This is a genomic window from Acrocarpospora corrugata, from assembly GCF_009687845.1.
GTDB classification, from domain to species: Bacteria; Actinomycetota; Actinomycetes; order Streptosporangiales; family Streptosporangiaceae; genus Acrocarpospora; species Acrocarpospora corrugata.
This window is the reverse complement of the sequence record NZ_BLAD01000049.1, coordinates 18,969-38,356: the sequence shown is the minus strand read 5'-3', so window position 1 is coordinate 38,356 and position 19,388 is coordinate 18,969. Positions and strand designations below refer to the sequence as shown.

General features: G+C 69.3%; 16 protein-coding genes. 10 read left to right on the top strand and 6 right to left on the bottom strand.

What is annotated here, in order from left to right:
- Position 1: 1 nt before the first annotated feature.
- A complete protein-coding gene (locus Acor_RS16205; protein WP_155337488.1) occupies positions 2 to 604 on the bottom strand; it encodes a Uma2 family endonuclease in 603 nt (200 codons plus the stop codon).
- 206 nt (positions 605 to 810) lie between these two features.
- Here Acor_RS16205 and Acor_RS16200 point away from each other — a divergent pair, with 206 nt between their 5' ends.
- From Acor_RS16200 to Acor_RS16180, 5 genes are all read left to right on the top strand, one after another.
- Positions 811 to 1,890, top strand: a complete 1,080-nt coding sequence (locus tag Acor_RS16200; protein ID WP_155337487.1) for an ABC transporter substrate-binding protein — start codon at positions 811 to 813, stop codon at positions 1,888 to 1,890.
- On the top strand, positions 1,887 to 2,678 hold the full coding sequence (locus Acor_RS16195) for an ABC transporter ATP-binding protein (RefSeq protein ID WP_155337486.1): 792 nt from the start codon (positions 1,887 to 1,889) through the stop codon (positions 2,676 to 2,678). The genes Acor_RS16200 and Acor_RS16195 overlap by 4 nt, the downstream gene beginning before the upstream one ends.
- Positions 2,668 to 3,537 (top strand): ABC transporter permease, encoded by an 870-nt coding sequence (locus Acor_RS16190; RefSeq protein ID WP_155337485.1) that lies wholly within the window; start codon positions 2,668 to 2,670, stop codon positions 3,535 to 3,537. The genes Acor_RS16195 and Acor_RS16190 overlap by 11 nt, the downstream gene beginning before the upstream one ends.
- 6 nt (positions 3,538 to 3,543) lie before the next feature.
- Positions 3,544 to 3,942: an RrF2 family transcriptional regulator gene (locus tag Acor_RS16185; RefSeq protein ID WP_155337484.1), complete on the top strand. Its 399-nt coding sequence runs from the start codon at positions 3,544 to 3,546 to the stop codon at positions 3,940 to 3,942.
- Between the two features lie 91 nt (positions 3,943 to 4,033).
- Positions 4,034 to 5,566 (top strand): serine/threonine-protein kinase, encoded by a 1,533-nt coding sequence (locus tag Acor_RS16180; RefSeq protein WP_155337483.1) that lies wholly within the window; start codon positions 4,034 to 4,036, stop codon positions 5,564 to 5,566.
- A 39-nt stretch (positions 5,567 to 5,605) separates the two neighbouring features.
- On the opposite strand, the gene Acor_RS16175 is transcribed toward Acor_RS16180, so the two are convergent.
- On the bottom strand, positions 5,606 to 6,091 hold the full coding sequence (locus Acor_RS16175; RefSeq protein WP_155337482.1) for a hypothetical protein: 486 nt from the start codon (positions 6,089 to 6,091) through the stop codon (positions 5,606 to 5,608).
- Positions 6,092 to 6,981: 890 nt separating this feature from the next.
- Between Acor_RS16175 and Acor_RS16170 the strand changes: the two genes are divergently transcribed.
- Together Acor_RS16170 and Acor_RS16165 are read left to right on the top strand one after the other, a co-directional pair.
- Positions 6,982 to 7,905: an ATP-binding protein gene (locus Acor_RS16170; protein WP_155337481.1), complete on the top strand. Its 924-nt coding sequence runs from the start codon at positions 6,982 to 6,984 to the stop codon at positions 7,903 to 7,905.
- An 86-nt stretch (positions 7,906 to 7,991) separates the two neighbouring features.
- The gene (locus Acor_RS16165; RefSeq protein WP_155337480.1) at positions 7,992 to 8,378 is read left to right on the top strand and encodes an SCO5389 family protein; all 387 of its coding nucleotides are present in this window, start codon (positions 7,992 to 7,994) and stop codon (positions 8,376 to 8,378) included.
- 34 nt (positions 8,379 to 8,412) lie between these two features.
- Here the strand turns inward: Acor_RS16165 and Acor_RS16160 are convergent, their stop codons facing one another.
- Positions 8,413 to 9,099 carry a ribonuclease HII gene (locus Acor_RS16160; RefSeq protein WP_218034320.1) on the bottom strand — a complete coding sequence of 229 codons (687 nt, stop codon included), beginning with the start codon at positions 9,097 to 9,099 and terminating at the stop codon, positions 8,413 to 8,415.
- Position 9,100: 1 nt separating this feature from the next.
- Positions 9,101 to 10,045: a LysR family transcriptional regulator gene (locus tag Acor_RS16155; RefSeq protein WP_155337478.1), complete on the bottom strand. Its 945-nt coding sequence runs from the start codon at positions 10,043 to 10,045 to the stop codon at positions 9,101 to 9,103.
- Between the two features lie 96 nt (positions 10,046 to 10,141).
- On the opposite strand from Acor_RS16155, the gene Acor_RS16150 reads away from it, so the two are divergent.
- Positions 10,142 to 11,437, top strand: coding sequence for a pyridoxal phosphate-dependent aminotransferase (locus Acor_RS16150; protein WP_155337477.1), 1,296 nt, complete (start codon positions 10,142 to 10,144; stop codon positions 11,435 to 11,437).
- Between the two features lie 133 nt (positions 11,438 to 11,570).
- Positions 11,571 to 12,242, top strand: a complete 672-nt coding sequence (locus Acor_RS16145; RefSeq protein ID WP_308805657.1) for a GNAT family N-acetyltransferase — start codon at positions 11,571 to 11,573, stop codon at positions 12,240 to 12,242.
- 82 nt (positions 12,243 to 12,324) lie between these two features.
- Here Acor_RS16145 and Acor_RS16140 read toward each other — a convergent pair whose 3' ends face one another.
- Positions 12,325 to 12,885 carry a hypothetical protein gene (locus tag Acor_RS16140; protein WP_155337475.1) on the bottom strand — a complete coding sequence of 187 codons (561 nt, stop codon included), beginning with the start codon at positions 12,883 to 12,885 and terminating at the stop codon, positions 12,325 to 12,327.
- Positions 12,886 to 13,268: 383 nt separating this feature from the next.
- Between Acor_RS16140 and Acor_RS16135 the strand changes: the two genes are divergently transcribed.
- Complete coding sequence (locus tag Acor_RS16135) at positions 13,269 to 16,229, top strand: AfsR/SARP family transcriptional regulator (RefSeq protein ID WP_155337474.1); 2,961 nt, start codon at positions 13,269 to 13,271, stop codon at positions 16,227 to 16,229.
- 315 nt (positions 16,230 to 16,544) lie between these two features.
- Here Acor_RS16135 and Acor_RS16130 read toward each other — a convergent pair whose 3' ends face one another.
- The gene (locus Acor_RS16130; RefSeq protein ID WP_155337473.1) at positions 16,545 to 19,292 is read right to left on the bottom strand and encodes a glycosyl hydrolase family 95 catalytic domain-containing protein; all 2,748 of its coding nucleotides are present in this window, start codon (positions 19,290 to 19,292) and stop codon (positions 16,545 to 16,547) included.
- Positions 19,293 to 19,388 lie beyond the last annotated feature (96 nt).

The window sequence follows — 19,388 nt, the reverse complement described above, 5'->3', positions numbered from 1 at the left end:
GTCAGCCCAGGTCGAGCAGGATCGCCGGGTCGAACTCGATCGGCAGGGGGTCGTCGACCGTCAGCACGGTCCCGGCGAACACCCGATCCACCCGGCGGTAGACGCCGTAACCGGGGGCGAGGCTGTAGAGCGTGATGTTGACCTTGGGCTCCAGGTCCACGATCCAGTAGTGCGCGATGCCGGTGGCGGCGTACTCGTTGGGCTTCTCGTACCGGTCGGTGCGCTCGCTCCCGCTGTCGCGGGAGATGACCTCCACCACCAGCCGGACGTCCAGGCCCTGGTGCGCGCGCTCGTCCCGCTGGAGGGAGAGCCGGGCGGCGGCGCCGTCGACGACGCCGATGTCGGGGACCCGGATTCCCGCGAAGGTGAACACGTCGAGCGGCCCGTTGACGTAGAGGTCGGCGCCGGTGACGGCGATCGCCCGTTCCAGCAGCGAACGGAGGGCGCGGACCACGTGGTCATGGCGGATGCTGGGCCAGGGGGACGCCAGGATCCATCCGCCGACGAGTTCGTATCGCGCGACCCGCGGCATCTGATCAAGGTCGGCGATCGTGTAAGGCCCGTGGTTGTAGGAGTGATCCCGATCGTCGTACACGACGCTCATGTGCCCTCACCTCCTGCTCACCCGACATACCGCCAGCCTAAAGAGGCAACCTTTCGAGAACACTCACCCTGCAACGCTACGCAAGGTAGTCGACCGATCGCGGTATCACCAGAAAGCCAGGAATCCCTACCGGACTTGACGGAAATCAGGCCATCGCCTTAAATACTGATAACCCGACTTATTTAGTAGGAATCAGGGAGAAGCACATGGATGCTCGCAGGGTTCGCGGAGTAGCGGCCGCGTTGGTCGCGGTGGCGGTTACCGCGCTCGCGGCTGCCTGCGGCGGGGGCGGGGGCTCCGCTGATACGTCGGCCGGCGGGAGTGCCGCTCCGGCCGCGGCGACAGGGGAGGTGCGGCTCGGATTCTTTCCGAACATCACGCACTCGACCGCGCTGGTGGGGGTCGAGAAGGGGCTCTTCACCGAGGCGCTGGGCAGCGGCGTCACGCTGAAGACCAGCACCTTCAACGCGGGTCCCGCGGCGATCGAGGCGGTCTTCTCCGGCGCGATCGACGCGACCTACATCGGGCCCAACCCGGCGATCAACGCCTGGGAGAAGTCCAAGGGCCAGGCCATCAAGATCGTGGCGGGCGCCGCGTCCGGCGGGGTCTACCTGGTGGTGAAGCCGGAGATCAACTCGATCGAGGACCTCAAGGGCAAGAAGGTCGCGACGCCGCAGCTGGGCAACACCCAGGACGTCGCGCTCCGCTACTACCTCGACGAGAAGGGCATCAAGACCGACACCAAGGGCGGCGGTGAGGTGTCGATCGTGCCGCAGGAGAACTCGCTGACCCTGCAGACCTTCGCCACCGGCGACATCGACGGCGCCTGGGTGCCCGAGCCGTTCGCCAGCCGGCTGATCCAGGAGAGCGGCGGCAAGATCCTCATCGACGAGCGGGACCTGTGGCCGAACAAGCAGTTCGTGATCACACACTTGATCGTCCGCCAGGAATGGGCGAAGGAGCACCCTGACCTGGTGCAGAAGCTGATCGAAGGCCACGTCGAGTCGACCGCGTTCATCAAGTCCGACCCGGCGGGCGCCGCGGCCGCGGTGAACAAGCAGCTGGAGTCCCTCACCGGCAAGCCGCTCAAGCCCGAGGTGCTGGACGCCGCGTTCAAGAACATCGAGTTCACCAACGACCCGGTCGCCTCCTCCCTGATCGGCAGCGCCGACCACGCCATCAAGGTGGGCCTGCTCCAGCCGGTCGACCTGAACGGGATCTACGACCTCACCGTGCTCAACCAGATTCTGGCGGCGAAGGGAGAGACGGCGGTGACCGACAAGTGACCGCTCCTACTCAGGAGCTCGGTTCCGGCCGGACGGAGGGCCAGCGGCCCGCCGTCCGGCTGGACGCCGTCTCCAAGGTGTACGGCCGGGGCGCCAGCAGCCTGCTCGCCCTCGACAAGGTCTCCCTCGACGCGGCGCAGGGCGAGTTCGTCTGTCTGCTGGGCGCGTCCGGCTGCGGCAAGAGCACCCTGCTCAACCTCGTCGCCGGCCTGGACCGCCCGACCACGGGCTCGATCGACACCGGCGACCGCAAGATCGCGATGATGTTCCAGGAGCCCGCGTTATTCCCGTGGCTGACCGTCGCGGGCAACGTCGAACTCGCGCTGCGGGTCCAGGGCCTGGACCGTACGGCCAGGCGCGCCAGGGCCGCCGAACTCCTGGACGTGGTCCACCTGGGCGGCTTCGCCAAGAAGCGCCCGCACGAACTCTCCGGCGGCATGCGCCAGCGCGTCTCACTGGCCCGCGCCCTCGCCCAGGAGGCCGACCTGCTGCTGATGGACGAGCCGTTCGGCGCGCTCGACGCGATGACCCGCGACCTGCTCCACGACGAGCTGGAGCGGATCTGGCGGGAGCGCAACCTGGCCGTCCTGTTCGTCACCCACAACGTCCGCGAGGCCGTCCGGCTCGGGGATCGGGTGGTGCTGCTGTCCAGCCGCCCCGGCCAGGTCATCGAGGACTATCCGGTGCGGCTGCCGCGCCCGCGCCGTACCGAATCGGCGGACGTGGCCGAGCTCGCGGGCGTCATCACCGAGCGGCTCAAGGAGGAGGTGCGCCGCCATGGCCGTTGACGCGCCCAACCGGCTGAACGAGCAGATCGCCGGTCTCGACGCGCTGGAGATCCAGGTCAAGCGCAAGCGCGGCGTGCCGGCCCTGCTGTGGGGCCGGATCTGGCCGATGCTGATCGCGGTCGGCATCGTGCTGGCCATCTGGGAAGGCGTGGTGATCGCGGGCTTCTGGCCGGAGTACGTCTTCGCCGGCCCGTTCACCGCACTCGGCGAGCTGGCCGACCGGCTCGGCACGGCCGAGTTCTGGCACGCCATCGCGACCACGATGCGCCGGGGCATCACCGGATTCGCGCTGGCCATCCTGGCCGGCGTGGTGGTCGGGGCCGCGGTGTCCCGGGTCCGGCTGCTCCGGGCCGCGTTCGGCTCGCTGATCACCGGCCTCCAGACGATGCCGTCGATCGCCTGGTTCCCGCTGGCCATCCTGCTGTTCGGCCTGAACGAGAGCGCGATCACCTTCGTGGTCGTGCTGGGCGCCGCGCCGTCCATCGCGAACGGCCTGATCACCGGCGTCGACTACACCCCGCCGATCCTGCTGCGCGCCGGGCACGTGCTCGGCCTGCGCCGGGTCGCCCTCTACCGGCACCTGATCCTGCCGGCCTCGCTGCCTTCGTTCCTGGCGGGGCTGAAGCAGGGCTGGGCGTTCGCCTGGCGTTCCCTGATGGCCGGCGAGATCCTGGTGATCATCGCCAACCAGCCGTCGCTGGGCGAGCAGCTGCACTACGCGCGTGAACTGGCCGATTCGGCCCGGCTGCTGGCCACGATGATCGTGATTCTGGTCATCGGGGTGCTGGTGGACGTGCTGTTCGGGGTGGCGGACAGCGCCCTGCGTCAGCGGTGGGGCCTGGACCAGCGGATCGGATGATCCCAGGTGCGCCTGTCGGCACGCACCCAATACGCGCTGCGCGCGGCGGTCGAACTGGCGGCCGCGCCCAGCGGTCCCGTCCCCGCGGACCGGATCTCCATCGCCCAGCGCATCCCGCGCCGGTTCCTGGACAACATCCTGCTGCAGCTGCGCCGGGCCGGGCTGATCAACAGCCAGCGCGGCCCCGACGGCGGCTACTGGCTGGCCCGCCCGGCGGCCGAGATCAGCCTGGCCGACATCATCCTGGTGATCGAGGGAGTCGCCCAGGAGCACGAGCGTTTCCCGGGGGTCTCCGAGCCGCTGGAGAAGGTCCTGGGGGCGCTGCGGGAGCACCAGGACAACCTGCTGGCGGAGATCACGCTCGCCCACGTGGCGGGCGGCTCGCTGCCCGACCTGTCACGCTGATGTGTCGGACTGCGCGCTAGGTCCCGTACGCCCCTCTAGTTATGGAAGACTCCCCATCCAGTGGTATTTGCCGTGTGCAGAGGCAGGCGTGATGGGAACTCCGGGTCAGCTGATCGTCAAGCGATATCGGCTGGTACGGGCACTCGGCCAGGGCAGCACCGGCATCGTCTGGGAAGGCCACGACACCCTCCTCGACCGCCCCATCGCGATCCGCGAAGTGCTCCTCCCCGCGGGCCTGCGGGAGAGTCGCCGATTAGCCCTCACCCAGCGCGTCACCCGCGAGGCCCGGCACGCGGAACGCCTGCGGCACCCGAACGTGGCCGCCGTCTACGACGTCGCCGAGGACGAGGGCACGCCGTGGATCATCATGGAATTGGTACGGTCCCGGTCGCTGGACGGGATCGTGGCCAGCGACGGCCCACTGAGCCCGGAACGCGCCGCCGCCATCACCCGGCAGATCCTGACCGCGCTGGTCGCCGCCCACGCCGCCGGAGTCAGGCACGGTGACGTGCGCCCGGCCAACATCCTGGTCGGCCACGACGGGCGGGTGCTGCTGGCCGACTTCGGGGTGAGCGTGCTCGCCCACGACGCGGCCTTCACCGGCCGGACCGCGGAACGTTCCCCCGCGCACGGCGAGGCGCCGAGCGCGACCCGGGGCGTGAGCGCCTTCCTGGCGCCGGAGCGGACCAGCGGGGAGGGCGCGCGGGACGCCTCCGACCTGTGGTCGCTGGGCGCGAGCCTGTATCTGGCCGTCACCGGGCGTCCGCCCGCGGCCGTGTGGCCGAGCGCCAAGCCCGGCCAGGCGATGGGCGGCCCCGATCTGTCCGCCGTGCCCGCCGCGTTGAAGCCACTGCTCACCGGCCTGCTCGCGCGCGACCCGAAACGCCGGCTCGCGCCGGACGTGGCCGACCGCATGCTGGCCGAGTTCGAACCTCCCGCGCCGCTGCCCGTGCTCAAACCGCGCCGGAGCCGATCCCGGCTGATCGCGGCCGGGGCCGCGTCGGTGCTGCTCGCGGGCGCGATCGGCGGCTGGGCGCTGATGCGCCCTGAACCCGCCGTAACCGAGACGCTCAGCGCATACTCGTCCACGCCCACGCCGAGCGCGCCGGCCTCCGCGGCACCGTCGCCGTCACCCACCGCCGTGGCCGCGCCCCGGCTGAAACTGGCCTGGTACGAGGCGCCCACCGGCTGGCGGGCCGCCGTGCCGCGCAAATGGCGGCTGGAGGAGACCGAATACTCGTTGTGGTGGCTCGACCCCGACGGCCGAGCCCAGCTGAACGTGGAGGTCACCAACCAGAGCGGCACCGATCCGCTGGCCGCCTTGCACGAGGCCGAGGCGTTCCTCTACCCGAACGTGAAGAACTACGCCAAGGTACGGCTGCGCTCGGTGACCTCGAAACACGGCACCGCAGCCGACTGGGAGTTCACCTGGCAGCAGGGCAAGACCTCGACCGAAACCCATCTGGTGAAGGGCGTCGACTACCACCAGTACCGGCGGGTCATCTCCACTGGTACCACCACGAGCGTGCTCACCTGGACCACGATGGCCGACGATTGGGAGCGCCTGCGCCCGACGCTGATCCGGGTCTTCCGTCTGTACGAACCGCCGAAGGACCCCGCTTGATCTGAGCGGAGGTCTCGGCTGAAAAGTTGGTGTTTGGAGCTATGGGGTCTGTTCTCTCGTGGGCGGGCCGCGGGCTCCAGGGGCCGTGAAGGCCACCCCGAGGCCGTCGGCGTGGGTGGCGACGGTCCGGTGTCCGAGCCGGACCACGTCCGCCCGGCCGGCCGGGGCCGAGACGCCGGCAGTGGTGACGGCGTTGACCTGGCCGGGACCGCGGACGTGTGCGTACCAATTCTGGATCTTGCTGAGGTCGGTCAGTTCGACGCCCATGAAGGCTGGATCTGGGCTACTGCGATCAGGCGCCCGGCCGACCGTGAGGTCGGTCCACACCGATGATCGCACCACCACCCGGTTCGGGCGGTGCGGTGTCATGACCAGGACACCAGTGGCTCTACTGGCTCTACTGGCTCCGCTGGCTCTACTGGCTCCACTGGAGAAGTCCATGGCGTGGGCCGGCCGCTGCTGCGCGTGTGCCTCCGAGGCCGCCGCGTAGGGCAGCACGAAAGCCGCGCAGAAAGTCAGGGTCATGACCACGGCTGCCACCGTGGTCCGTCCGACCGCCGAAACGGTGCGCCGACACCGTTCAGCGAATGCCACAACCGACATAGACAATCCCCTATCAACAAACACGCATTCACTTACGGGGGGATTGAAGCTCTCAAGGGCTTTGATGCCCTGCGTTATTGCTGTTAAACACGTGACTGGTGTTACTCAAGTAAAGAACGCGATTACAGGCGGTGCACGGCACCTAAATGGGACTAGGCGCCCGAAAGTGAAACCCTCAAAAAGCCGCATGACCACCCGGAAGGACGAAACCGCGCTTACTGGATTTCCGGACATCAGCGACGGTCTCGCTGGAACCAGGATTTCCTGCGCCGCTCGCTCGGCCGGTGCCGGTTGCGGTGAATTCGGAAGAAGGACCGGTCCCTGGGTCGAAATCGTGGAAACGGACATAGCCTGACCAGCTACATCTTCGATGGATTCCGCGCGCTTCGGGAAAACCTTGCGCGCGAGTTCGACCAGCGTGAGCACGAAGCTGTTCAGCAGAACGAGGAGGCGCTTAACCCCCCAACCCGCCTGAACATCCCAGAATCGGTACACACTTCCCCCTTAACGACGTTCACCGCCTGTTGCCAATTCGGGGGTGAAAGGTCTGCGACCTCAATTGGCTGACTCATTGCGACAGCGCCAGACCTACCCTGCACTTCAAGCTCAAAACCTCGAAGAATAAACGTCCACTTCTATCCGCAATGAAGCCTTTGAATGGCCTCCGCCCCAGCGTTTTCGCTGATTTCCGACTGCGACGGCAATTACCGGGATATCAGGTTCGAATCATCGGCCCCCACGGCCGCGCCAGGTGTGGCATGATGCCGGATGGCAGTGGAAACGGTTTTCACATTCACTCTGGAGCGTGCCCCATGCGTGTGGCGTTCGTCGGCAAGGGCGGCAGTGGCAAGACCACGATGTCGTCGCTGTTCGCGAGGTATGCGACGACGGCCGGCCCGGTGGTCGCCATCGACGCGGACATCAACCAGCACCTCGGCCTCGCCCTCGGCATCGAGACCACGCCCACCCCCCTGGGCGGCCGGCTCACCGAGATCAAGGACTACCTGCGCGGCGACAACCCGCTGATCCCGTCCGCGGCCGCCATGGTCAAGACCACCCCGCCCGGCCGCGGCTCCCGGCGGCCGGACCTGCACGACCCGTTCTTCCTGGACACCTTCGCCGTCCGCGACGGCGACCTGCGGCTGATGGCGACCGGGCCGTTCAGCGAGGACGACCTGGGCGTCGCCTGCTACCACTCCAAACTCGGCGCGGTCGAGCTCTACCTCAACCACCTGGTGGACGGGCCCGGCGAATACGTCGTGGTGGACATGACGGCCGGCGCCGACTCCTTCGCCTCCGGGCTGTTCACCCGGTTCGACCTGACCTTCCTGGTGGCCGAGCCCACCCGGCAGGGGATCGGCGTCTACCGGCAGTACCGCGAGTACGCCGCCGGGTTCGACGTCCCGCTCGCCGTGATCGGCAACAAGGTGCAGTCGGCGGACGACGTCGCCTTCCTCCGCGACCACGTGGGCGACGCGCTGCTGACCACGATGGCCCACTCTCCGGCCGTCCGCGCCATGGAGCAGGGCCGGCCGTTCACCCTCGGGGACCTGGAGCCCGCCAACCTGGCCGCGCTGGGCGCGATGCTCGCCGCCGTGGACGCCCAGGAGAAGGACTGGGCCAGGTTCGCCCGCCAGACGGCCGAATTCCACGTCAAGAACGCCCGCTCCTGGGCCAACCGGGCCACCGGTCTCGACCTCACCACGCAGATCGACCACGAACACGCCCACGCATAGCGCATATGAGTGTCGCCTCCCCGACAGGTGGAGGTTCTGGCCCGCCGACATAGCGTCGGATTGATCTCAATGAGAGGAGAAAGCACATGTCGCTGACCGTTTCCAACGACCTGCTCGACCGGGCACGGGAGGGTGAGGTAGACGACGCGGCTTTCGTCGCCTGCGTTCGCGACTCGCTCCCGTACGCCTGGTCGGTGATCAGCGGGCTGGCCGAGCAGCGGGCCGCCAGCGGGTCGGAGTTCGCCGACAACCTGGTCCCGCCGCCGGACGAACCAGCGCGCGGCCAGCTGCTGCGCTGCCTGGCCAGCGACTCGATGCGCGGCGCTCTGGAGCGCCACTTCGGCGTTCGCCTGGCCTTCCAGAACTGTCACCGGGTGGCCGTCTTTCACCCGGCCGCCACGGAGGCGCTCGCCGAGTTCACCAGTCCCCGGGCCCAGATCCTGAACCAGAAGCCCGAACTGGTCGACTGCTGATCCACCAGGATGGCCCCGCCGTCGCCCGGCGGGGTCATCCGAACAGCGACATCTGCCCCTCCCCGGCCAGCGCGTTCCGGTGCCGCTTGAGGTGCCGCCACTGGGGGAGATCGTCCAGGTAGGACCAGGACAGGCGATGGTGCGGCGTCGGTCCGAACTCGGCCAGGGCCTGCTGGTGTACGGGGGACGGGTAGCCCGCGTTGTCGGCGAAGCCGTACTCCTCGAAGCCGAGGGTGGCCATGTGGGTGTCGCGCCTGACCTTCGCGAGCACCGAGGCCGCGGCCACCGAGACGCAGGTGAGGTCGCCCTTGATCTCGCAGCGGACCGGCCAGGGCGGCCCGAGGTAGTCATGTTTGCCGTCCAGGATCACTGCGTCGGGCCTGACGGGTAAGGACTCCAGCGCCCGGCGGGCGGCCCGGCGCAGCGCCTCGGTCATGCCGAGAGTGTCGATCTCCTCGACGCTGGCCTCGCCGTGGCCGATGCCCAGCGCCCAGGACTCGATCTGGGCGACCATATCGGTCCGGCGTTTGACGGTGAGCATCTTGGAGTCGGTGAGGCCGGCCGGCGGCTCGGACAGATCGGTCACCACCGCGCACACCGCGACGGGACCCGCCCAGGCGCCTCGGCCCACTTCGTCCACTCCGGCGACCAGCTTCGCGCCACCGGCGGTGGTGAGCAGGCGTTCCAGGTCATAGGTCGGGGCATCGGTCACGCCGGACAACCTACTCGTCCGGCTCGTCGGCCATGGTCAGGTGCGGCAGATCGGCCGCCAGATACCGCGCGGCCACGTGCAGCGCGCGCAGCACGGCGGCCACCGAGGCCCGCTGCACGCTGGAACTGCGCGCCACCGCGTAGATCCGGCGCTCGATCTGCTCCCCGGGGAACTCCCGGACCACCACCCCGCGCACCCCGGCCGCCAGCGACAGCGCCGGCACCGCCGCGATCCCGATCCCCTTGGCGACCAGGCTCAGGATCGCCCCCAGCCCCTCGAACTCCCAGGCCACCGGGGGCGCCCCGCCGACGTCGGCGAGCAGCCGGTCCACCGCCGTACGGGACGGTTCGCCCTCCGGGGTCGCCATCCACGCCTCATCCCTGAGCTGGGCGGGATCGACCTCCTCAGCCGGATCAGCCAGCCGGTGCCGGCGCGGTACGGCCAGCACCAGCGGATCGTTGAGCAGCGGAAACACCGTCAGCGTGGAGTGCCGCCTGACCCGCCCCCACCAGTCGTCCACCAGCGCGATGTCCACCTCGCCCGACTCGACCTCCCGGATCCCCCGGCCGGACCTGCTCTGCATCAGCCGCAGCGACAGCTCCCGGTGCCGCCGCAGCGACCGGGCCAGCGCGGGCGCGAACGCGACGGCCGCGGTGGGGAACGCGGTCACCACCACCCGCCCCGACGGCGTCGCCGCGTGGCTGGACAGGTCGGATTCCGCGCTCTCCACCAGGCTCAGGATGTGCTCGGCGTGCTCGACCAGCCGCCGCCCGGCGTCGGTCAGCTCGGCGCTGCGGGACGTGCGGTCGATCAGCGCCACCCCGGCCTCCCGCTCCAGCGCGGCCAGCTGCTGCGAGACCGCCGACGCGCTGTAGCCGAGCGAGGTCGCCGTCGCCGCGATGCTCCCCCGCCGGGCGAACTCACAAATCAGCGTCAGCCGCCGCAGATCGAGCATCGGATCTCCTTATGCCAGGCACCGAAAAGCCTCGCTTGTACCGATGCCACTCCCGCCTCAGGCTGGGAACGTTCCTTAGCGATTGGAAGGAAAGAGATGCACGTTACCCTTTCGGCCACCCTGGCCGCCAACGAAGACCTGGACCGAAGACGCCGCGCCGGGCAGCGGGTCTTACCCCTCGGGTTCGGCGAGGCCGGCCTGCCCGTGCACCCGGCGTTGCGGGCCCGGCTGGCGGAGGCGAGCGGCGACAACCGCTACGGCCAGGTCGCGGGCTCGCCCGCGCTGCGCGAGGCGGCGGCCGGCTACTGGAGCAGGCGCGGACTGCCGACCGAACCCGACCTGGTGGTGGCCGGGCCCGGCAGTAAGGCGCTGCTGTTCGGGCTGCTGCTGGCCATCGGCGCGGACCGCCCCGGCGACATCGTGCTGCCCCGGCCCAGCTGGGTCAGCTACGCCGCCCAGGCGGAGATCATCGGAGTACGGCCGATCATGGTGGCGGCGCCTCCCGGCGAGGGTGGGGCGCCGGATCCTGATCTGGTCGCGTCCGCGGTGCTGCACGCGCGGGCGCAGGGCCGTACCGTGCGGTCGATGCTGGTGACGCTGCCCGACAATCCGACCGGGCGGCTGGCGCGGCCGGGCACGATCCGGCGGCTGGCCGAGCTGGCCAGGGAGCTGGATCTGGTCATCATCTCCGACGAGATCTACCGTGACCTGGTGCACGATCCGGTGGCCGAGTTCCTCAGCCCGGCCGACGTGGCGCCGGAGCGGACGATCATCACCAGCGGGCTGAGCAAGAGCCTGGCGGTGGGCGGCTGGCGGATCGGGGTGACCCGGCTGAACCACGCCCCGGCCGGGTGGGCGCTGCGGGACCGGCTGCTGGCGGTGTCCAGCGAGATCTGGTCCAGCCCGGCCGCGCCGGTGCAGCACGCCGCCGCGTACGCGCTGGCCGAGCCGGCCGAACTGGCCGAGCGGGTGCGCCGGTCCCGGCGGCTGCACGGCATCGTCGCCCGCGCGGTGGCCGACCGCTTCACCAAGGCGGGCGCGTCCGTGCACGCCCCCCAAGGCGGTTTCTACCTTTACCCCGAAATTTCGGGGTTTGAGAGTGCGGCCGAGCTGGCGCACACCCTGATCGAACAGCACGGCGTCGCCGTGCTCCCGGGGTCCGCCTTCGGCGACAATCCGCGCGCGCCGCGGATCCGGGTGGCCACCAGCCTGCTCTACGGCGAGGGCCAGGAGCAGCGCCTCGCCGCCCTGCACGCGGAAGATCCACTGGCCCTTCCGTGGATCAACGAATCCCTGATCCATCTCGAATCCGCGCTAACCGGACTGGCCTCCGGAAGGGCTCCGAACCGGCTCCGGATGGGGGCCCTCACTCCGGCCCATGCGACGCCGTGATCTTTCTCGAATCTTTACCCCGGGAACAAGGTGATCAAGGTACGCTACGTACCGTCTGACCTGCGGTTTTAAGGTTCGGTGCGGCGCTTAACCAGAGGCTCCACAAGATGTCGTGTGTCATTTGCTACCACACATGCCACTGAGCCCCCATCATGTGCTCATGCCCGCTTTTGTCACCCTGTCTGGGCGCTCCGTGCGCCTGGAACCGCTTAGCCTCGCGGTGGTCGACGACCTCGTAATCGCGGCGAGTGAAGACCGTTCCACTTACGCCTTCACTCGCGTCCCCACGGGTCGGGACGACATGGTCTCCTACGTGGAGGCCGCCATGGCTGAGCAGGCGGAGGGCCGGTCGATGCCCTTCGCCATCCGGTGGCTACTCACCGACCGTGTGGTCGGTGCCACCCGCCTGATGCACCTGGAGTACTGGCAGGGCCCGATGCCCTGGCCGCCGGGCGCCAAAGGCGTGGTGGGCGAGGTCCCGTCCGTGGCGGATATCGGTTACACCTGGCTGGGCGCCTCCGCCCAGGGCACGGGTGTGAACCGGGAGAGCAAGCTGTTGATGCTCTCGCTCGCCTTCGAGACCTGGCAGGTCCACCGGATCACCCTCAAGGCAGACGTACGCAACGAACGATCTCGGGCCGCCATCGAGGCCCTCGGCGCACACCTGGACGGTGTGCGACGGGCGGACAGCCGGGGCTCCGACGATACGGTCCGAGATACCGCGTACTACTCGATCCTGCGTTCTGAGTGGCCGATGGTCCGAGAACGGCTCCTCGCGAGGCTGGGCCTCGTGGAAGCCGCCTGACCCTTCTACTTCACACGGAACGGAGCGGCCCGCCCCCCTGCCGGGGGACGGGCCGCGCTGTGTTTCTGTGACCGGTTACGACTTAGAGGTTGTGGTGGTCGTCGTGGTCGTCGTCGTGGTCATAGTCCCAGTCGTAGCCGTAGTGGTCGTCCCAGGCGCTGTAGATGGTGTTCCAGCCCTTGCACTTGTAGGGCGCGCCGCCGTGCTTGTTGATCTGGCAGACCTGGACCTGGATCTGGGAGACGTCGTACTTGGTGAACTTGAAGGACTTCTTCCAGCCACACTCCTTGTAGCTCCAGAAGTTGTCCCAGTCGAACTCGTGGCCGTCCCAGTCGTTGGTACGGAACTTCACGAACGCGCACTTGCTGCCGCGGTGGTCGAGGTCGTAGAGGGAGCCGGAGACGCGGACCTTGTTGTCCTCGTGCTTGGAGTAGTCGACGTCGATCCAGCCCTTGGCCTTGGCCTTGCCGCCATGCGAGTAGTAGCTGCCCCAGTCCTCCTCGTAGCCCCAGTCGTGCGGCGAGTCGGCGACGGTCTGAGTCTTGGCGGGGGAGGCGTTGGCGGTGGTGGCGGCGACGCCGGACACACCGACCGTGAGGATCGCGGTGACAGCGGTGAGGCCGAGAATCTTACGGATTCGCATTGAGGACGCTCCTGCGGTGTGCTTTGAGGACGATGCCCCGTTTCGGGGTTGGCTTATTTCTAGATCCGCCCGCCTGCACGCCACTTACAGGCTCCTTACAGCGACCCTGCAAGACCCGGCCCGACCAGCAAAAAGTCCCTCTCCGACCGGAGAGGGACTGGCTTCCGCGGCTGTCTGGATGAGGCATGACCGCCCCCGCAGGGGCCACGAACTCACCTGCCTACAGCATGCGCCGACCCGCTCAACGACCGATCAATGCCTGATCAATAGGCTTAATGACAATCGACGCTGGGGTTAACGAGAGGTTCCCGCTCTACTGGACAGCCCCAATGGGATCTATCATTTGGTCGGAAAACCCGCCAATTGGGCGAAGAGGATGGCAAATGGCTGGTCGTGGTGCCGAGGACGGGCTGCGCTTCGCCGTGCTCGGACCTGTCCGGGCCTGGCGCGACGAGGTCGAACTGGACCTGGGCACCCCCTTGCAACGTTCCATCCTCGCGATGCTGCTGCTGCGCGAGGGCCGGGCGGTCACCCCGTCCGAAATGATCGACGCCATCTGGGGGGAGGACGCGCCGCCCCGGGCGCTGGGCGCGCTGCGGACGTACGTGTCCCGGCTGCGGACCGTGCTCGAACCGGACAGGTCGCCGCGTACCCCGCCGGAACTGCTCACCTCGGTCGGCCGCGGCTACGCGCTGCGCCTCGCGCCGGACCTGCTCGATCTGGCCGTTTTCGACCGCTCCGTGGCCGCCGCGGAAGCCGCCCAGCGGGCCGGCTCGACCGCCGAGGCCGCCGAGACCCTGCGCGGCGCGCTCGCCCTGTGCACCGGCGAACCGCTCGCCGGCGCCGTCGGCCCGTACGCCGACCACCAGCGGGACCGCCTGATCGAACGCCGCCTCGGCGTGGTCGAGACCCTGATGGACCTCGACCTGGCCCTCGGCCGGCACGCCGGAGTCGTCTCCGAACTGATCGCCCTCACCGCCGACCACCCGCTCCGCGAAACGCTGCGCGCCCAGCTGATGCTGGCCTACTACCGCTGTGGCCGGGCCGCGGAAGCCCTCACCGTCTTCACCGAGACCCGGCACGCCCTCATCGAGGAACTCGGCATCGAGCCCAGCGCCGAACTCGCCGACCTGCACCGCCGCATCCTCGCCGCCGACCCGACCCTCACCGTCGCCAAGCCCGCAGAGCCGGTACGGCCCGCGCCCCCCGACGAACCCGACCTCCTGGTCGAGATGCCCAAACCCGCCCAGCTCCCGGCGGCCGTCACCGACTTCACCGGCCGCAAACAGCTGGTCAACCGCATGCTCACACTGCTGAGCAGCGGCGACGGCGTGCCCGTGGTGGCCATGTCCGGCATCGGCGGCGTCGGCAAGACCACCCTCGCGGTGCACGTCGCCCACCTGGTCCACGACCTGTTCCCGGACGGCCAGCTCTACGCCGACCTGCGCGGCTACGGCCAGGAGCCGACCCCGCCGGAGACCGCCCTGGTGGCGTTCCTGCGCGCCCTCGGCATCCCTGTCGACGTCATCCCCGACAGCCTGGCCGACCGGTCCGCGCTGTTCCGCTCGCTGCTCGCCGACCGGCGCATGCTGGTGCTGCTCGACAACGCCCGCGACGCCGACCAGGTCGAGCACCTGCTGCCCGGCTCGGCCGGCTGCGCCGCGATCATCACCAGCCGGGGCAAACTCGCCGACCTGCCCTCGGCCCGGCTGATCGACCTCGACGTGATGGAGCCCGACGAGGCCCTCTCCCTGTTCGGCGCCGTGGCCGGCGTGGACCGGGTGGCGGCCGAGCGCGCCGCCGCCATGGACGTCGTCGCCGCCTGCGGCTTCCTGCCGCTCGCCGTCCGGATCGTGGCCGCCAGGCTGGCCGCCCGCCCGTCCTGGACGGTCGCCTCCCTGGTCCCCAGGCTCGCCGACGAGCGCCGCAGGCTGGACGAGATGAAGATCGGCAACCTGGCCGTCTCGGCCACCTTCGCCCTCGGGTACGGCCAGCTCGACCCCCGCCAGATGCGCGCCTTCCGGCTGCTGTCGCTGCCCAACGGCTCCGACATCTCGGTGTTCGCGGCGGCGGCCGTCCTGGACCTCAGCCACGTCGAAACCGAGGACGTGCTGGAGTCCCTGGTCGACGCCAGCCTGCTCGAAGCGCCGGCGCCCGGCCGCTACCGCTTCCACGACCTGCTGAAACTGTTCGCCCGGCGGCAGTCGGAGGACACCGACACCACCGCCGCCCAGGCCCAGGCGCTGCGCCGCCTGCTCGGCTTCTGCCTGTCCACCGCGCGCTCGGCCCACCGGCTCGCCTACGAGGGCAGCGCCGTCGCCGACAACCTCCAGGTGATCGGCCACCGCGGGCACCAGTTCACCTCCGCGGACGAGTCGCTGGCCTGGCTGGCCGCCGAGAGCGAGGGCCTGTTCGCCGTACTCGGCCAGGCCGCCGAAGCCGCCGCCGGCGACCTGCTGCCCGCCGCCGACCTGCTCGTCGCGATGGAACCCCTGCTGGAGACCGGCGCCACCGGCCGCGAGTTCGACCAGCGCACCCGCGTCCTGATCGACGCCGCCCGGCACGCCGGCGACCCGCGCAGCGAACTCCGCTGCCGCTACGTGCTCGGCCGGGTCCTGTTCGGCGCCAACCGGATGGCCGAAGCGGAAGACCAGTTCCTGGCCGCCCGTACCCTCACCGGACAGTGCGGCGACCCCATCGTGCTCGGCGAGATCTTCAACGCCCTCGCCGTCGTGGCCGGACGGCAGCGCCGCCACACCGAAGCCCTCGAATGGTTCGACCGGGCCGGCAAGATCTACCGCGAGGTCGGCAACGTGGCCGGCGAAGCCCTCGTGCTCAGCTACTCGGCCCGCGACCACTTCGGCTTGGGCCGTCCCGAGGACGCCATCGCCGTCTCCGAACAGGGCCTGGCCATCTTCACCGAACTCGGCAGCGACGCCGGCGTCGCCCGCGCCCGCTACCACCTCGGCATCGTGCTGTCCGCCGTCGGCCGCCTCAACGAGGCCGTCGTGCACCACGCCGAATGCCTGGACTTCTTCCGGGCCAGCAACCAGCGCGTCTGGGAACAGCGCGTCTGCGTCCGCCTGGCCACCACCTTCACCGCCGCCGGCCGCTACCAGGACGCCGCCCGCCACGCCGAACAGGCCCTCATCGTCAGCCGCGAGATCACCCACCCGTACGGCGAGGCGCTCTCCCTGGCCGCCCTCGGCAAGGCCCTGCGCGGTCTGGGCAGCGTCACCCGCAGCACCGACGCCCTAGAGAAGGCCCTCGACATCTTCACCCGGCTCGGCTCCCCCGAAGCCGACGACGTACGCGCGCTCCTCACCCAGAAGGTCGAGACCTAGTTCATCGTCCATCCGCGTCATCCGGATGTGATTGATCATCGTGACCTCCCGCGAGTGGTGTCGCCCGGCCGGTCGTCAGCTGTCAGTCGGCGCTTTAGGGGGGCCCGGAAATCCGGAGCGCCTCGTGACAGCCTGCCGCCTCACTACGACGACCGGCCGGACTTGACATGGACCCCGAACCCCCTGGATCCGTGCCCATCCCCAGAGTGTCCCGGCGGGCTCAACGTTGGATCAGCGTTGGATTGCCGAGCCTCTTCGTCCCATTCGCTCCAGAAATAACGATGGCCCGGCGCTGCCGCCGGGCCATCCTGGTTGTTACTGCGCGGGCGTGAACGTGTAGGTCGCGCCCTTCACGGCCGTGATGCGGATCGTCGCCTTACCTGCGCCGATGTTGCTCACGGTCCCGTTGTCCACCGCGACGTTGACCTTGGTCCCCTGCCACGGGTTCTTGATCTCGAACTTGCCGCCCTGCTCGCTCTTCACGGTGATGTACTCCACCGCGTCGCCGGTCCGCTTGGCGCTGATCACCAGGCCGCCCTTCTCGCGCAGGTTGTGGAAGGCGCCGCTCTTGCCCGCCGGCCACACCGGGAAGACCTGGATCAGGCCGTCCCAGCTCTGCAGCAGCAGGTTGTTCAGCGCCTCGATCGCGCCGGCCTTCTCCAGGCCGTGGTTGCCGTCCGCGATGCGCAGGTTGGCCACCGACCTGTTGTTGATCTGCTGCTTGAGGCGGTCGATCAGGGTCTGGGCCGGGTAGCCGACCCGCGCGGCCTGGGTGAACACCTTCGGGAAGCTGTTGTCCTGGCCCCACGAGTTCATCGCGGTGATGGTGTCGATCGCGGTCTGCCGCTCCAGTTCCGGCGAGCCGATCCCGATCTGCTCACCCGGGTGGATGAACTCCAGGTTGACGGTGTTGTCGCCGGGGCGGATGGCCGGCAGGCCGACCAGGGTGCCCGGCTCGCCCAGGGCGTACACGGTCTTGCCGTTGAGGACCGTGGTGGGCGACGGCGGGAGGTTGCGCAGGATCTTGCCCCACGCCCAGCGGTGGTCGGAGTCGACGCCGAGGCGGGCGCCGGCCTCTTCGAGGGTGGTCAGCAGCAGCTTCAGCATGCCCAGGTCGGGGCTGGAGTTCTTGCCCCAGGTGCCCTCGTGCGGGCCGCCGAAGGAGTAGTACTGGCCGGTGGTCTCGTCGCGCTCCAGCCAGTTCTCGAAAAAGGCGGCGACCTCCTTCATGAACGGGTAGCCGGTCTGGCGCAGCCACTCCTCGTCCTGGGTGTACTGCCAGTACGAGATGTACTGAGTCACCGCGAACAGCGAGTTCCCCACCTGCTGGTGGTAGGTGTCGCCGACGGTCGCGCCGAAGGGCGCGATCCCCACCGGGAACAGCACCCCCGACGGCATTCCGCCGGACGGGAAACGGCTGTCGACGTAGTCGGCCTTGACGTCGCGCAGGTCCGTACGGGCCCGGTTGCGCGCCTCGGGCAGGTAGTCGGTCACCAGGTCGAAGTACGGCAGCGCCAGTTCGGGCCGGTTGCTGCTGTAGACGCCGTAGTAGTTGGCCTGCCAGTTGTAGTTCATGTGCATGTCGCCGCCCCAGAGGGGGCTGTCGGAGGTGGCCCAGATGCCGTACAGACCTGAGGCGGTCTTGCCCTCGCGGAGTGAGGAGCCCAGGAAGTAGAGCGAGCTGTAGTAGAACTTCTCCAGCACGTCGTCGTCGAGGTCGACGTACGAACGGAGCCAGTAGTTCTTCCACCAGTCGAGGTGCTCGGCGTAGAGGGCGTCCACCGACGCGGCGGTCTGGGCGTTCGCCAGGTCGACCGCGGCGGGGCCCGGGTCCGGGGTGTTGGCGCCGCCTCCGGTCACGGCGGTCACGATGTCGACGGTCTCGCCGGGGGCCAGCTCGAAGTTGATCCGCCCGCCCGAGGGCGCGCCGAGCTGGGTGCCGCCGATGACGCGGGTCGCCAGCGAGGCCCGGGAGACCCAGGCGCCCGGGGAGGTCGACCTGGTCGCCCACTGGGTGTCGCCGGCCACGCCCGAGGTGGCGGGCAGGTTGCGGCCGCCCACTGCGCCGACGGCGGTCTGGGCGCGCAGCCGGACCGGTGCGGTGCCCTGTGAGGTGATCGAGGTGACCACCAGGTTGTCGTCGGCGCCGGTGAAGGTCTTCATCGTCACCGGGGTGCCGTTGATCACCATGGCGGTGTCGACGTCGCCCTTGACGATGTTCTGCTCTTCGAGGAACGGGCCGGTCGGCGCGGTGGGACCCTCGACGTTGTACAGCTCCAGGGCGCCGATGCGGGCGCGCGGGTTGTTCAGCGAGTCCGAGGTGGTGCCCTGGGTCGGCTCGGTGATGTTCATCCGCAGGTAGCGCGCGGTCACCGCAGGGAAGGTACGGTCGGTCGTCGCCAGGTTGTTGGCGGTGACGGTGTCGATCGTGGTCCAGTTGGCGCCGTCGGTGCTGGACTCAAGGGTCCAGTTCTTGGTGACGTTGGCGGTCTCCGCCGGGCGGGCCGCGGCGTCGTGCCGCGTGATGTAGCGGCGGAAGGTCTTCTCCGAGCCCAGGTCGAGCCGGAGCCACTGCGGCTTGCCGACGTTGGAGACCCAGCCTTCGTAGCCGGCCGCCCAGGCGCCGCTGACCGCACGGTTCGCCGGAAAGGCCGGGTGGCTACTGGACGAGGTCGCGGTCGCCCCCAGCGCGAGGTTCGAGGCGGTGATGGTGGTGTCAGGCGTGATCGTCACGGAACCGAGGGCGACCAGCGAGGGGCTGGGCGTGGCGGTCCAGAAGTTGCCCTTGGAGATGTGGAAGGTCTTGTAGCCGTCGCCGCCACCGGAGGTCACCCCGATGTCGCCGTTACCGAGGAGAGCGGTGTCCGGGATGGTGCTGTTGACCGAGCCGGCGTAACCCTGGGTGGTCCAGCGGCCCTTGATCGGGCCGACGATCTGCTGGATCTCCGCCCACTGGTCATCGATGGTCGGAACTGCGGCCGTCGCGGGGATCGCCGTGATCAGCGAGCCGGTGAGCGCCGTCGCTGTGACAGCGGCCGCCAGGATGCCTCGCGTGTTTCTCATGGGGGGTGCCTTTCTGCCCCTGCCTGAGCAGGCAAAAGACCTCTCCCGGCCTGGTTGGACCGGTTGAGATAACGTTATCCCAAAGAGTAGAGTGTT

Bases quoted from the DNA above. Each gene is read 5' to 3' on its own strand.
- Acor_RS16205 (WP_155337488.1), bottom strand. From the start codon at position 604: ATGAGCGTCGTGTACGACGATCGGGATCACTCCTACAACCACGGGCCT.
- Acor_RS16200 (WP_155337487.1), top strand. From the start codon at position 811: ATGGATGCTCGCAGGGTTCGCGGAGTAGCGGCCGCGTTGGTCGCGGTG.
- Acor_RS16190 (WP_155337485.1), top strand. From the start codon at position 2,668: ATGGCCGTTGACGCGCCCAACCGGCTGAACGAGCAGATCGCCGGTCTC.
- Acor_RS16180 (WP_155337483.1), top strand. From the start codon at position 4,034: ATGGGAACTCCGGGTCAGCTGATCGTCAAGCGATATCGGCTGGTACGG.
- Acor_RS16175 (WP_155337482.1), bottom strand. From the start codon at position 6,091: ATGACCCTGACTTTCTGCGCGGCTTTCGTGCTGCCCTACGCGGCGGCC.
- Acor_RS16170 (WP_155337481.1), top strand. From the start codon at position 6,982: ATGCGTGTGGCGTTCGTCGGCAAGGGCGGCAGTGGCAAGACCACGATG.
- Acor_RS16165 (WP_155337480.1), top strand. From the start codon at position 7,992: ATGTCGCTGACCGTTTCCAACGACCTGCTCGACCGGGCACGGGAGGGT.
- Acor_RS16155 (WP_155337478.1), bottom strand. From the start codon at position 10,045: ATGCTCGATCTGCGGCGGCTGACGCTGATTTGTGAGTTCGCCCGGCGG.
- Acor_RS16150 (WP_155337477.1), top strand. From the start codon at position 10,142: ATGCACGTTACCCTTTCGGCCACCCTGGCCGCCAACGAAGACCTGGAC.
- Acor_RS16145 (WP_308805657.1), top strand. From the start codon at position 11,571: ATGCCACTGAGCCCCCATCATGTGCTCATGCCCGCTTTTGTCACCCTG.
- Acor_RS16140 (WP_155337475.1), bottom strand. From the start codon at position 12,885: ATGCGAATCCGTAAGATTCTCGGCCTCACCGCTGTCACCGCGATCCTC.
- Acor_RS16135 (WP_155337474.1), top strand. From the start codon at position 13,269: ATGGCTGGTCGTGGTGCCGAGGACGGGCTGCGCTTCGCCGTGCTCGGA.
- Acor_RS16130 (WP_155337473.1), bottom strand. From the start codon at position 19,292: ATGAGAAACACGCGAGGCATCCTGGCGGCCGCTGTCACAGCGACGGCG.